The organism is Leifsonia shinshuensis (genome assembly GCF_014217625.1).
Taxonomy (GTDB): domain Bacteria; phylum Actinomycetota; class Actinomycetes; order Actinomycetales; family Microbacteriaceae; genus Leifsonia; species Leifsonia shinshuensis_A.
Map to the genome: position 1 here is coordinate 3,956,267 of NZ_CP043641.1, position 13,101 is coordinate 3,969,367.

Sequence of the window (13,101 nt, forward strand, 5' to 3'; positions counted from 1 at the left end):
GCATCCATCCTGCTCCCGGCCACCGACACCGCCAAGGGGAGGGCGTGCGAGGGGGCGGCCTCCGGACCGCGTCAGGCCGTCAGCGCGGGAGGTGCGCCCGGATGAACGAGGAGATGTCGCCGAGCTCGAGCGGCGAGATCCCGTGGCCGAGGCCCTCGTAGATCCGCGCGTCGAGGTTCGTGTGTGCGGCCAGCCACTCGGCTGCGCGCGCGACGCCGGCGGCGGGGATGGTGTCGTCGTGCGTGCCGCGGCCCCAGAACACCGGCGGCCGGCGCTCGGCGAGCACGGCATCGCCGTCCTCCGTGCCCTGCACGACGAATGCGGACAGCGCCACGGCGAAGTCGAAGCGCTCGGGCGCCAGGCGCATGAGCTGGATGGCGAGCGCGCCGCCCTGCGAGAAGCCGAGCAGGCCGGTCGGCACCTCGGGCTGCTCGTCGAGCCAGTCGAGCACGGCGCGGGCGGCCGCGTCCGCGTTGGCCGCGAGCGGGTCGACCGAGATGTTGGTGAAGCGCGAGAACCATGCGAAGCCCGGGCCCTCCGGGATGGGCGCCCGCAGCGAGGCGATCACCGGCTCCAGGGGCAGGTACGCCGAGATCCCGAACAGGTCCGCCTCGTCGGACGCGTAGCCGTGCAGGAGGACCAGCCGGGGCCGGCCGACGCGGTCGGCCTCGCCGGCGGACCAGAGCACGGCCTCGTGGTCGAGGTGGAGCTCGGGGGCGGGGAAGGGCATGATCCATTCTGCGCACGACATCTTGTCCTCCACATCCCCCCAGATCGCGGCGCAGTCCACAGATCGGTCTGTGCTGGTGGCGCCGGGATGCCGCATCCGTAGGATCAGTGCATGAGCGTGCGCACCCCCGACCCGGACCCGACCCCCGACCCGCTCGACGGCGACGGCGTCCAGCCCGGTCCCGCCTGGCTGAGCGACATCGAGCTGGAGCAGATCCGCCGGCGGCTGCCGCTGCTGTACGTGGAGGCGGTGCCGGTGCGCGTGGACGGGCTCGGCCAGGTCACCGAGGTCGGTGTGCTGCTGCGGGCCAACGCGGTCGGCGAGATCACCCGCACGCTGGTCTCCGGCCGGGTCATGTACGGCGAGACGCTGCGCGAGGCGCTGTTCCGGCACCTGGAGAAGGACCTCGGGCCGATGGCGTTCCCGCTGCTGCCCGCGAGCCCGGTGCCGTTCCAGGTCGCGGAGTACTTCCCGCTGCCGGGGGTGTCCGCGTTCACGGACGAGCGGCAGCACGCGGTCTCGCTGGCGTACGTCGTGCCGGTCACCGGCACCTGCGAGCCGCGGCAGGACGCGCTCGAGATCACTTGGATGACGCCGGAGGAGGCGGTGTCGCACACCGTCTGCGAAGAGCTGGAGGGAGGCCGCGGGGCGCTGGTGAAGGCCGCGATGGCGTCGGTCGGGAAGATCGTCTGATCTTCTTCCACGTTTTGCTTGCATTATTTGGCTAACGGTATTAGCTTTACGGCTATGAACACTTCCATCGCTTCGCAGGTCCGTTTCCTGCAGCGCCCCGAGGGACGCATCAGCTACACCGTCGAGGGCTCCGGCCCGCTCGTCGTCGCCGTCCCCGGGATGGGCGACCTCCGCTCCACCTACCGCGAGCTGACCGGCCCGCTGCTGGAGGCCGGCTACCGCGTCGCCGTCACCGACCTGCGGGCGCACGGCGAGTCGGACACGACCTTCCGCGAGTTCGGCGACATCGCCACCGCCCGCGACCTGATCTCCCTGATCGACGAGCTCGGCGGCAACGCGGTCGTCCTCGGCAACTCGATGGGCGCCGCAGCAGCCGCGTGGGCCGCCGCCGAGCGCCCCGACGCGATCGCCGGGCTGGTGCTCTACGGCCCGCTGCTGCGCGACCCCGCGATGAGCCGTCTCACCGTGGCGTCCATCCACGGCATGTACCGCGTGCTGTTCACCGGCCCGTGGGGCCCGGCATTCTGGGCGGGCTACTACCGCTCGATCAACAAGGGCCGCACGGCGCCGTGGCTCAAGGAGCACACCGCCGACCTCAAGCGCAACATGAGCGAGCCCGGCCGGCTGCGCTCCTTCCGCCACCTCACCCTCCAGCTCGCCCACTCGGTGGTGGAGCCCCGCCTCCCCGAGGTGAAGGCCCCGATCCTCGCCTTCGTCGGCGCGCTCGACCCCGACTACCGCGACCCGGCCGCCGAGGCCGACTGGATCGAGTCCCTCGGCGCGGAGGTCGTCCGCGTGCCCGAGTCGGGCCACTACCCGCAGGCCCAGCGGCCCGACGTGATCGTGCCGGCGACGCTGCGATTCCTGGCGGAGCGGCGGGAGAGCGGATGGGGTGAGGCGCGTGCGTAGGGCGGGAGCCGCGGGTGCGGCGGGGGCCGTCGCGCGTCGCGGGATCGCTGTGAGGCGGGGCTCTGCGGCGGGTGATGTGCGCTCCGGCGCCGCGCGCCCCGGCGCTGTGGGTCCGAGTGGGAGCGCAGACCTCGCGTCGGCGGTCGGCGTCGCGTCGGGCGGCTTCGTGGCGCGGGACGGTGCTCGTGCCTAGGGCCGGGCTCACTCGCGCAGCCGTCGCCGCGGTGGCCCTGGACCTCGTGGACGCGGGCGGCGTGAACGGCCTGGACCGGCTGACCCTCGCGGCCGTCGCCTCCCGCGCCGGCGTCGCGGTGCCGAGCCTCTACAAGCACGTCTCCTCGCTCGACGACTTGCGCCGCGTGGTCGCGACCGCGTGCGTCACCGAGCTCACGGGCGTGCTCGCCGAGGCGACCATCGGCCGCTCGGGGCCGGAGGCGCTCCACTCGGCAGCGGACGCCGTCCGGGCGTACGCGCACCGCCATCCCGGTCGCTACGCCGCCACCCAGGTCGCACCCGACCTCGCGTCGGAGGACGACGCCGAGCTCGCGGCCCGCGCCGGCGAGACCATCGCCGTCCTAGCCGCGGCCCTCCGCGGCTTCGGCCTGCCCGAGGAGGCGACGGTCGACGCCATCCGGATGCTTCGCAGCGCCCTCCACGGCTTCATCACCCTCGAACTCGGCGGCGGTTTCGGCCTGCCCGACGACCTCGACCGCAGCTTCCGCCTCCTCATCGACGGCATCGAGGCAGGCATCGCCACCCTGGCCACCCCCGCCGCCCGCTAGCGCGGCCCCTACCTCAGACCCCCGGTCCTTGGGAGCCCTGGCCGTCCCAGCCCGGGCATCCCGTTCAACCGGAGTTCGCACCCTCCCGCCCCCGATTCTCCGGAGTTACGGACACCCCCACGGCGTGTCATACCGAGTCTCCGGAATTGGTGACACGCGCACAACGGAGGACTTCTGCTGGGAAAAGGGCCCGAAAAGCAGTGAACGGAGGAGATCCGGCCGGTTGTCGGCCGGATCTCCTCCGTTGCGTGCTGCTGTGGGTCAGCCGCGGGCGCGGCGGGAGCCGCGGCCGCGGGTGGTGCCCGCGTTCACCAGGTCGCCGACCCGCATGCCCTGGCGAGGAGCGTTCGAGCCGTGGGTCGATCCGCCCTTGTGGCCCGATCCGGACGTGTGCGTCGCGGTGTCTCCGCTGGCTGCGCGGCGGCCGCGGCCGTTCCCGCGCGAGGAGTTGTCGCCCGCGGTGCGCGCGCTATCGCGGCCGCCGCCGTTGCGGCCGCCGCCGTTCTGGCCTCCGCCGTTGCGGCCTCCGCCGTTCTGACCACCGCCGTTGCGGCCCGCAGCGCCCTGGTCGCTCGCATTGCCGCCATTGCCGCCGCGGCCTCCCGCGTTCCGGCCACCACCGTTCCGGCCTCCGGCCTCGCGGCCTGCGCCGGTCTGGCCCGCTTCGGCCGACCCGTTCGCCCCGCCGCCCCCGCGACGCCGCCTCCGGCCGCCGTTGCCGGCGCCCGAGCCGACCGAGTCGCGACCGCCGCCGTTCGAAGCACCGCGACCGCCGCTGCCGTTGCCGCCCTTCGCGACCGGCGCCGGCGCGACGCGCTCCGCGCGCTCGCCCACCAGCGCGGTCACCGCAGCCGACTCCGCCGTCACACGCTGCGGCTTCGCCGTGATCGCGGCCGCGCGCAGCAGCGACTTCACGTCGCCCGCCTGCTCCGGCAGCATCACGGTCGCCACGTCGCCGGCGCTCCCGGCTCGCGCGGTGCGGCCCGAGCGGTGCAGGTAGGCCTTGTGCTCCGCGGGCGGGTCGACGTGCACGACGAGTTCCACGTCGTCCACGTGGACGCCGCGGGCGGCGACGTCCGTCGCCACGAGCACGCGCACGTCTCCGCTGCCGAACGCCGCGAGGTTGCGATCGCGGGCGCCCTGGCTGAGGTTGCCGTGCAGGTCGACGGCGGGGATGCCCGCCGAGGTGAGCTGCTTGGCGAGGCGCTTGGCCTGGTGCTTGGTGCGCATGAAGAGGATGCGGCGGCCGCGGCCCGAGGCGAGCGCGTTGATGAGGTCCTTCTTGGCGTCCTGGTCGGCCACCTCGAAGACGTGGTGGGTCATCGCCTCCACGTGGCTGGTGGCGTCGTCCACCGAGTGCAGCACCTCGTTCGTCAGGAACTTCGCGACGAGCTTGTCGACGCCGTTGTCCAGCGTCGCCGAGAACAGCAGTCGCTGGCCGCGCGACGGCGTCGCGTTGAGGATGCGCGTGACCGTCGGCAGGAAGCCGAGGTCGGCCATGTGGTCGGCCTCGTCGAGCACCGTGATCTCCACCTTGTCCAGGTGGACGATGCCCTGCTTCATGAGGTCCTCGAGGCGCCCGGGGCAGGCCACGACGATGTCGACGCCGGCCTGCAGCGCGGTCACCTGACGGCTCTGCGCGACGCCGCCGAAGATCGTGGTCGTGGTCAGGCCCAGCGCGGCCGCGAGCGGCTTCAGGGTGGCGTCGATCTGAGTGGCGAGCTCGCGGGTCGGCGCGAGCACGAGGCCGCGGGGCCGGCGGTATCCGCGGGCGGGGCGACCTCCGGCCGAGGAGGCGGACGCGGCGAGGCGCGCCGCCATCGGCAGCGAGAACGCGATCGTCTTGCCCGAGCCTGTCTTGCCGCGGCCGAGCACATCCCGGCCGGCGAGCGTGTCGGGCAGGGTGTCGGCCTGGATGGGGAACGGCTCCGACTTGCCGTCGGCCGCGAGGACGGCGACGAGGGGAGCGGGCACGCCGAAGTCGGCGAAAGTCTGGTTGGTCACTGGTGCCTTTCTGGCAGATTCGCCCCAGAGGGCGGGTCCGGCGGCGTCGCGGAAGGGCGACGTCTTCGCCGGAAAGAAGAGGGATGGTGCGCGGCGGGGGGGGCCCCGCCCGGCGCTCGCGCACGCCGGCGATGCCGGCAGGCCAGTCGTGCTGGTCCGTCGAGTCTACCGGGTGCGCGCCGCACGATTGCTGGGAGCGCATTCATAGCCGGAGGTCGTAGACTGTCGGCCCGTAATCCCGGAAGGTGGTTCGCGCGTGCAGGAATCCGAGCTCGATCGTGAGCGCACCGTCGTGTCCGGCCTGTACGAGCGTCTCGACACGCTCCGGGCGGAGACGGAGGAGCGGCTGACGCGGGTGCGTCGCGAGAGCGTCGGGAGCAACCATCAGGCGCGCAGCGAGCGGGACGCGTTCGCCCGCCTGTACGAGGACCAGCTCGTGCAACTGCGCGACGTGGACGCCCGGCTCGTGTTCGGGAGGCTGCTGCTGGAGGACCCGGTCGACGGCACCGACCACCGCTACATCGGCCGCGTGGGGCTGCGCGACGACGACCAGCGCTCGCTGCTGGTGGACTGGCGCGCCCAGCAGGCCAGCGCCTTCTACCAGGCGACCGCGAGCGAGCGGATGGGCGTCCGCGCCCGCCGCCACCTCACGATGAACGGCCGCCAGGTGGTCCGGATCGACGACGAGGTGTTCGACGAAGCGCTGCTCGACGGCGACGGTTCCGGCGAGAAGGTCCAGGGCGAGGGCGCCCTCCTTGCCGCCCTCACCGCGCAGCGCACCGGCCGCATGCACGACATCGTCGCCACCATCCAGGCCGAGCAGGACCGCATCATCCGCTCCGACATCCGCGGCGCCCTCGTCGTGCAGGGCGGTCCGGGCACCGGCAAGACGGCCGTGGCGCTGCACCGCGCCGCCTACCTCCTGTACGCGAACCGGCAGCGGCTGAGCGCCTCCGGTGTGCTCGTCGTCGGCCCGTCGCCCGCCTTCCTGCGCTACATCGAGGCGGTCCTCCCGTCGCTCGGCGAGACCGGTGTCGTCATGCAGACGCTGGGCGAGCTGTTCCCCGGCGTGGAGGCCACCCTAGAGGACGAGCCGGAGGCCGCGCGTCTGAAGGGCTCCATCCAGATGGCGCGGCTGCTCTCCCGCGCGGTCAAGTCCCGGCAGAAGGCGCCGGCCGAGCCGCAGACCATCGTCGTGGACAACGAGCGCCTCGTCGTCCAGCCCGAGCTGGTCCAGCGCGCGCTCGCGAAGGCGCAGCGCAGCGGCAAGCCGCACAACGTCGCCCGCGTCACGTTCGTGAAGCAGGCGCTCGGCGAGCTCACCGACCAGCTGGCCGCCCAGCTCCGGGCCGGCGGCTCCACGATCGACGAGGCCGACCTCCGCGTGCTGCGGGAGGACCTGCGCACGTCGTACGACGTCCGCGTGCTGCTCAACACGGCGTGGCTGCCGCTCACCCCGCAGAAGCTGCTGCAGGACCTGTACGCCCGGCCGTCGTGGCTCGCCGAGCTGACGCCGCGGTGGACGCCGGCGCAGCGGGAGGCGCTGCTGCGCGACAGGGACGCTGCGTTCACGGTCTCCGATGTGCCCCTCCTGGACGAGGCCGCCGAGCTGCTGGGCGACTTCCCCGGCCGCGCCGACCCGGCTGCGCGTGAGCGCGACCGGCAGCGCAAGCGCGACCTCGAGAACGCGCGCGCGGCGATCCGCAACATGGGCGTGCAGGGCCTGGTGAGCGCCGAGCAGCTCGCCGACGGTTTCGCCGAGCAGGAGGACCGCGGCACGACGGCCGAGCGCGCGCTGGCCGACCGGTCCTGGACCTACGGGCACGTCGTGGTGGACGAGGCGCAGGAGCTGTCCGCGATGCAGTGGCGCGTGCTGGTGCGCCGCTGCCCGATGAAGTCGTTCACAATCGTCGGCGACATCGCCCAGGTCGCGTCGGCCGCGGGCGCGACGAGTTGGGACGAGGCGCTGCAGCCGGCGTTCAAGGACGCCTGGCGCCTGGAGGAGCTGACGGTCAATTACCGCACGCCTGCGCAGATCACCCACGAGGCGGAGCGCATCGCGGCGGAGGCCGGCCTGCCGATCACGCCGACGCGGGCGGTGCGCGAGGGCGACTGGCCGATCCGCCGGGTGACGGCGGACGCCGCAGGGCTGGCAGGCGCCGTCGCGGAGGCTGTCGCGCACGACCGCTCCGTGGACGCCGAAGGCACGCTCGCCGTCATCGCCACGGCGGCCGAGGTGGAGTCCGTGGCGGCGGAGGTCCGCGCCCGGTTCGGCGACCTCGCGGCGCGGGGAGCCGCGGGACTCACGCGGCCGATCTCGGTGCTCACCGGTTACGAGGCGAAGGGCCTGGAGTTCGACGCGGTGGTCCTGGCCGACCCGGCGGCGCTCGCCGCGGAGTCGGTGCGCGGGGCGGCGTCGCTGTACGTGGCGATGACGCGGCCGACGCAGCGGCTGACGCTGGTGGAGGTTTGAGCGCTCTGTAATACATTCATTTCTGGATGTTCTTCGAGCACTGTCTGTATGCTCGGGGAATGGGGGCAAGCGGGCACGCGGGACGGTCGGTGGACGCTGACCAAGCGAACGCTCCGATTCGATTGGTCCCATTCGCCGCGAGCTTCGACCGCTCGGCGTTCGACTGTGGTGAGCAAGCCGTGAACGACTGGTTCCGCCGACCGACAAGGTCGGTGTCGAAGTCATCCTCGTCGACGCGCTGACGACCGAGTTGTGCGCCTTCTACCGGAAGATGGGTTTTCGATCGTTGGAGGACCGGCACCTTCGGATGTTCATGCCGATGAAGGTCCTCAGGGCGACTTTTGATGCGTCGACCTGAGGTATCGACCAACTTGGTGCACTGAGTACGTACGGTGTGTGTACACTCTATGCATGACCACGATCGCTCCCGCCAAGACCGAACGGCTCAACCTCCGGTTGAGCGCCGATGCCCGCGACACGCTCCGCGCGGCGGCTGAGCTGGCGCAGCAGGATCTGACCTCGTTCATCCTCGGGCCGGCGCTGCAGAACGCTCGCGACATCCTGCTCCAGGACGCCCTGATCAAGCTCACGCCGGCCCAGGTGCTTCAGGTCGAGCGCGCGCTGGACGAGCCTGCCGTCGCCTCCAAGCCTCTTGCCGATCTGATCACACGGGTTCGCGCGAGCCGGCAGGTCGAGGCAGACTGACCGACACCCTCACTCCCCGCCGTACCGCTCCCCGACCGGCACCTCCACGCCCAGCGTGTTGCCCGCCTGCGCGAGCGGGCAGGCCCAGGCCGGGTCGTAGGCGCAGGACGGGTTGTAGGCGAAGTTGAAGTCGAGGACGATCGTCGTCTCGTCGTCGTCGGCCGTCATCCCGAGGTCGGAGCCCTTGATCGTGTCGATCAGGTAGCGGCCGCCGCCGTAGGTGCCGCCGCGGCGGCCGGCGAGTGCGTCCTTCACCGGGACGAACAGGCCGCCGCCGTAGGAGGTCAGGCGCCAGACGTCGAGCGAACCCGCCAGCGGGACGCGCACCGTGCCGAGCAGCTCGAACGGGACGACGCCGTCGGTGCCGGTCTCCACGTCCATCCGCACGGCCTCCTCCGCCGGGTGGATCGGCAGCTCGAAACGCCAGTCCGGGTCGTACGGCGACACCGGGAGGCCGGTGAAGCGGTCGCGGTCCTCGTCCAGGAGCGGGGAGGCCGGGTGCGAGGAGAAGAGGTCGTTGCGGCAGGAGATCCAGTGCGCGTGCGCGGCGGCCGGGTCGGAGGCGGCGATCCGGCGCACCGAGGAGTACAGCGCGAACACGCTGCGGCGCCAGTCCGCGGTCTGCACGGCGGTGGCCGCGCGGCTGCGCCCGGGGGCGACCTCGGGGGACGGCTCTGGGGTGATGGTGCTCATGCTGCGGCCTCCGTCGATGGGATGTCGTCCTCGCCGGGTTCCGGTTCGGGCGTGGGTGGATCGTATGCCCACGTGGGGGCGAGGCGCCGCAGGCGCAGCCCGCGCCACTGCCAGAACGCCCACAATCCGTACCAGGCGAGCGGCGTCACGACGCCGGCCTTCACCACGAGCCGGTCGCGGTACAGGGTGCGGAGCCGGCCGTCGGGTCCGGGGCCCGCGGGGTCCGGTGCGATGGCCATCCGGTGGTCGAGGTGCGGCATGGCCGAGAGCACGCCCCCGACGCCGCCGCCGCTGTCCCGGAGGATGCGCGTCGCGCGCTCGCGCGGGTCGGTCGAGCGCAGCGTGTCGAGCCGGATCGCCTGCGTGCCGACGGTGAAGGCTCCGAGCGCGCGCACGCTCACGCGGTGCTCCGCCCCGTCCCACACGGTCGGGAAGCCCGCGGGCTCGTCCGACCGGAAGTCCACCCACGGCATGGCCACCTCCCGGAACGCGGTGGGGCTGTGGAGGGCGCGCCAGGCGGCGTCCGGGTCGCAGTCCAGGATGAGCTTCAGGAGAACTCTCACGTCCCCCAGTGTCACGCATCCGCCCCGCAGGGGGCAGGCTTTCTCGGCGCACTCCCGGCCCGCTACGCCGTCGCCGCCTCCTGCGCGCGCGCCAGCAGCAGCGCCCGCTCCCGCTCGTTCCCGGTCATGGCCGCCGCCCGACGGAACTCCTCCTCGGCCTCCGCGCTCCGCCCGAGCTTCAGCAGGAGGTCGGCGCGCACCGAGGGCAGCAGGTGGTACGACTCCAGCTCTCCCGAGAGCGCGAGCCGGTCGACGACATCCAGGCCGGCCGCCGGGCCGTAGGCCATCGACAGGGCGACCGCGCGGTTGAGCTCCACGACGGCGGACGGACGGAGGGCGGCGAGCGCGCCGTACAGCGCGACGATCTCCTCCCAGTCGGTGTCCTCCGGCGCGGGGGCGGTCGCGTGGCAGGCGGCGATCGCGGCCTGCAGTGCGTAGGGGCCGCGGCCGCGCGAGCCCACCAGCCGGTCGGCCCGGGCGAGGGCGGCGACGCCGCGGCCGATGAGGATGCGGTCCCAGCGGGTGCGGTCCTGGTCCTGCAGCAGGATCGGCTCGCCGTCGGCGGTCGCTCGGGCCGGGAGGCGGGAGGCCTGGAACTCCATCAGCGCGACCAGGCCGTGCACCTCCGGCTCGCGCGGGGTGAGCTCGGCGAGCACGCGGCCGAGCCGGAGGGCCTCCTGGCAGAGGTCGGGCCGCATCCAGTCATCGCCCGCCGTGGCCGAGTAGCCCTCGTTGAAGATCAGGTAGACGACCTCCAGCACCGACGCCAGCCGCTCGGGATACTCGGCGCGGTCGGGCACCTCGAACGGCACGTGCGCGGCGCTCAGGGTCCGCTTCGCCCGGACGATGCGCTGCGCGATGGTCGGGACAGGCACCAGGAAGGCGCGCGCGATCTCCTCGGTGGTGAGGCCGCCGAGGAGCTTGAGCGTCAGCGCGACCCGCGCCGACGAGGCGAGCACGGGGTGGCAGGCGACGAACACGAGGCGGAGCAGGTCGTCCTGGATCTCCTCCTCCACGACGGCGGCCGGGTCGTCGGACTCCTGCTGCTCCAGGTCGCGGGCGAGGGCCGCGTAGCGCTCGTCGAGCCGCTCGCGGCGGCGCCAGCCGTCGATCGCGCGGCGCTTGGCGACGGTGGTCAGCCACGCCCCCGGATTGCGCGGGATGCCGGCGTCCGGCCACTGCTCGAGCGCGGCGACCAGCGCGTCCTGGGCGAGCTCCTCGGCCAGCCCGACGTCGCCCGTCCAGCGGGCGAGCCCGGCGACGAGCTTGCCGGACTCGATGCGCCACACCGCGTCGACGGCGTCGAGCGTCGCGCGATCGGTGGCAGCGCCCTCCCGTTCCACCACGACCGCTCCTCCCGCGTTCACGTCTGCGCGCCCGTGAGGATGCGGCGCACCTCGACTCTGCCACGACCGAGGGGCACCCGTCTCGCCCATTCGACGGCTTCCGCGCGATCGGAGGCCTGCACGATCCACAGCGCGGCGGGCCGGACCGGGGAGACCGGGAGCAGGTCGGCGTTCGTGCGCGGGCCGTCGACCGCGAGCTGGATGTGCGCGCCGTCGTCCGACGCGAGGAGCTCGCCCGCGAGCAGCACCCCGGCCCGGATCAGCTCGACCGTGTAGCGCTGGAGCGCGTCGGCGGGCGCCGGGCCGTCCGTGGTGAGCATGAGGAGGTAGCGCATCCGTGGTCCTTCCGTCGAGCCGCCGGGGCGTCGGCCCTCGTCAAGACGTCGAGCAGGCGCCCCGGGATTCGACAGCGCCGCCCGTCGCCGCCCGCGATGTCGGACGTGTGCGCTAGAACGGGAGCATGGCGATCCGCTACTGGCTGGGCGTGGTGCACCACGATCACGTGCTGCGCGGCGTGGCCGGCGGGTTCGCGCAGGTCAACCACGGCGCCCGCGCGCCCCTCGAGCGGATGGGGCCGTCCGACGGGTTCGTCTTCTACTCGCCGAGGGAGTCCTTCGACGGCGAGCCGCTGAAGCAATTCACGGCGGTCGGGAGGCTGGCCGACGCGGAGGTGTTCCAGGCCACGCAGGGGCAGCAGATGCACGGCGCGGGCGGCGACTTCCTCCCGTGGCGACGCCGCGTCGACTGGGACCACGACGCGGTCCCGACGCCCATCCGGCCGCTGCTGCCGTCGCTCGACTTCACCCGCGACAAGCGCGACTGGGGCTACCAGCTCCGCGCCGGCCTGATCGAGCTGAGCCGGCACGACTTCGACCTCATCCGGAGCCAGCTGCGGCACACCCCGGGGGAGCAGCGGCCCTCCACCGCCCGCCGAGGAGACGGCTCCCGTCACCCGGGGCAACACACGACGATCGCGTTCAGCGCCGGGCTACGCTGAGGCGGTGAGTTCGCAGACCGACCCCTCGACCGTCCCCGCCGCGCACCGCCAGGCCAAGTACCAGGTGCGCTTCGACTGGGCCGAGGACGGTGCGGTCGCCGTCGCGGCCGACGCCGACGTGGTCGTCTGGGTGGACGTGCTGGAGGACGCGCCGACTGTGGAGGCCGCCGCGCTCCCCGGAACAGGCGCCGTGGTCGCCGCCGGCCTCGCCGACGCCCCGGCGGTCGCGCAGTGGGTCCTCGACGAGCAGGTCCGCCTCGGCCGTCGCGCGATGGTCGCACTCATCGCCGCAGGAGGCTCCGCGGCCTCCGGAGGCACACGCTTCGCGGTGGAGGACCTGCTCGCCGCCGGCGCGGTGGTGGACGCGCTCGCCGCTCTCGGGATCGACTACAGCTCGCCGGAGGCCGCGGCCGCCTGTGCCGCATTCACCGGGCTGCGCGGCGCGGTCGCGCACCTGCTCACGGCGTCGGTCTCCGGGCAGGAGCGCATCGCCGCCGGCGCCGACCCCGCTGCGCTCGCCGCCTCCGGCAGGCTCGGCACGGTCACCGAGGTGCGGGTGCTGCGAGCCGCCTGAGCGGTGGGTATGAACTCCGGGCCGCCGGAATGATCCCGCGGAACCGGGTGTTCACTGCGATCAGGAGGTTTGCATTCATGAAAGCAGTGCTGAACGACACCGTCATCGCCGAGGCCCCGACCGAGGACCTCATCCGCATCGAGGGCAACTGGTACTTCCCACCGCAGAGCGTCAACGCCGACTACCTGGTGGAGTCGGCGACCCCCTACACCTGTCCGTGGAAGGGCGAGTGCCAGTACTTCTCCGTCACGGACGGCGACGCCGTGCTCCAGGACCGCGCGTGGAGCTATCCCACGCCGTACCCGAGCTCGTTCGACCGGGTCGGCAAGGACTACAGCAACTACGTGGCGTTCTGGAAGGACGTCCGCGTCGTCGACTGACACACGCGATGACTCGTGAAGGGCGGTCCGATCCGGACCGCCCTTCGCCGTCTCTGGCTCAACCCCCTCCAGCAGTGTCCGCTTTTTGGGGGACTGTCCCTCGAAAACGGGGTACAAAGTAGCTTCCTACCGAGCGGTCGGAATCGATAGAAAGGTAGTGCGAGAGAACCTTCCGGGACCCGAACCGGGAGGCGCGCGAGGGCTGCCAGAGCCCGTCCTTCGGCGTGCGAACCCGAGCTCTCGCGTACCCGA

Annotated in this window: 14 protein-coding genes; 8 read left to right on the top strand and 6 right to left on the bottom strand. The window is 72.9% G+C overall.

The features are described 5' to 3' along the window. Positions 1-79 precede the first annotated feature (79 nt). Positions 80-730, bottom strand: a complete 651-nt coding sequence (locus F1C12_RS19260) for an alpha/beta hydrolase (protein WP_185276450.1) — start codon at positions 728-730, stop codon at positions 80-82. Between the two features lie 111 nt (positions 731-841). On the opposite strand from F1C12_RS19260, the gene F1C12_RS19265 reads away from it, so the two are divergent. From F1C12_RS19265 to F1C12_RS19275, 3 genes are all read left to right on the top strand, one after another. After that, entirely contained in the window at positions 842-1,423 is a 582-nt protein-coding gene (locus tag F1C12_RS19265) for an NUDIX hydrolase family protein (protein ID WP_185276451.1), read from the top strand. A gap of 54 nt (positions 1,424-1,477) precedes the next feature. Beyond that, on the top strand, positions 1,478-2,332 hold the full coding sequence (locus tag F1C12_RS19270; protein ID WP_185276452.1) for an alpha/beta fold hydrolase: 855 nt from the start codon (positions 1,478-1,480) through the stop codon (positions 2,330-2,332). Positions 2,333-2,511: 179 nt separating this feature from the next. Continuing rightward, positions 2,512-3,114 (top strand): TetR/AcrR family transcriptional regulator, encoded by a 603-nt coding sequence (locus tag F1C12_RS19275; protein WP_308457991.1) that lies wholly within the window; start codon positions 2,512-2,514, stop codon positions 3,112-3,114. A gap of 261 nt (positions 3,115-3,375) precedes the next feature. On the opposite strand, the gene F1C12_RS19280 is transcribed toward F1C12_RS19275, so the two are convergent. Then, complete coding sequence (locus tag F1C12_RS19280; protein ID WP_185276453.1) at positions 3,376-5,118, bottom strand: DEAD/DEAH box helicase; 1,743 nt, start codon at positions 5,116-5,118, stop codon at positions 3,376-3,378. A gap of 256 nt (positions 5,119-5,374) precedes the next feature. On the opposite strand from F1C12_RS19280, the gene F1C12_RS19285 reads away from it, so the two are divergent. Next, positions 5,375-7,591: a HelD family protein gene (locus F1C12_RS19285; RefSeq protein WP_185276454.1), complete on the top strand. Its 2,217-nt coding sequence runs from the start codon at positions 5,375-5,377 to the stop codon at positions 7,589-7,591. A 411-nt stretch (positions 7,592-8,002) separates the two neighbouring features. Further along, a complete protein-coding gene (locus tag F1C12_RS19290) occupies positions 8,003-8,296 on the top strand; it encodes a type II toxin-antitoxin system TacA family antitoxin (RefSeq protein ID WP_185276455.1) in 294 nt (97 codons plus the stop codon). Positions 8,297-8,305: 9 nt separating this feature from the next. On the opposite strand, the gene F1C12_RS19295 is transcribed toward F1C12_RS19290, so the two are convergent. The 4 genes from F1C12_RS19295 to F1C12_RS19310 form a co-directional block, all read right to left on the bottom strand. Then, positions 8,306-8,989: a DUF1684 domain-containing protein gene (locus F1C12_RS19295; protein WP_185276456.1), complete on the bottom strand. Its 684-nt coding sequence runs from the start codon at positions 8,987-8,989 to the stop codon at positions 8,306-8,308. Continuing rightward, positions 8,986-9,552 carry a hypothetical protein gene (locus F1C12_RS19300; RefSeq protein ID WP_185276457.1) on the bottom strand — a complete coding sequence of 189 codons (567 nt, stop codon included), beginning with the start codon at positions 9,550-9,552 and terminating at the stop codon, positions 8,986-8,988. The genes F1C12_RS19295 and F1C12_RS19300 overlap by 4 nt, the downstream gene beginning before the upstream one ends. Before the next feature lie 62 nt (positions 9,553-9,614). Next, positions 9,615-10,898 (bottom strand): RNA polymerase sigma factor, encoded by a 1,284-nt coding sequence (locus F1C12_RS19305; RefSeq protein ID WP_258046022.1) that lies wholly within the window; start codon positions 10,896-10,898, stop codon positions 9,615-9,617. Positions 10,899-10,915: 17 nt separating this feature from the next. Continuing rightward, positions 10,916-11,233 carry a YciI family protein gene (locus F1C12_RS19310; RefSeq protein ID WP_185276459.1) on the bottom strand — a complete coding sequence of 106 codons (318 nt, stop codon included), beginning with the start codon at positions 11,231-11,233 and terminating at the stop codon, positions 10,916-10,918. Between the two features lie 125 nt (positions 11,234-11,358). Here F1C12_RS19310 and F1C12_RS19315 point away from each other — a divergent pair, with 125 nt between their 5' ends. From F1C12_RS19315 to F1C12_RS19325, 3 genes are all read left to right on the top strand, one after another. Continuing rightward, positions 11,359-11,895 carry an EVE domain-containing protein gene (locus F1C12_RS19315; protein WP_258046023.1) on the top strand — a complete coding sequence of 179 codons (537 nt, stop codon included), beginning with the start codon at positions 11,359-11,361 and terminating at the stop codon, positions 11,893-11,895. Positions 11,896-11,899: 4 nt separating this feature from the next. After that, positions 11,900-12,469, top strand: coding sequence for a hypothetical protein (locus F1C12_RS19320; RefSeq protein WP_185276460.1), 570 nt, complete (start codon positions 11,900-11,902; stop codon positions 12,467-12,469). Between the two features lie 77 nt (positions 12,470-12,546). After that, positions 12,547-12,849 (top strand): DUF427 domain-containing protein, encoded by a 303-nt coding sequence (locus F1C12_RS19325; RefSeq protein ID WP_185276461.1) that lies wholly within the window; start codon positions 12,547-12,549, stop codon positions 12,847-12,849. Positions 12,850-13,101: the final 252 nt, after the last annotated feature.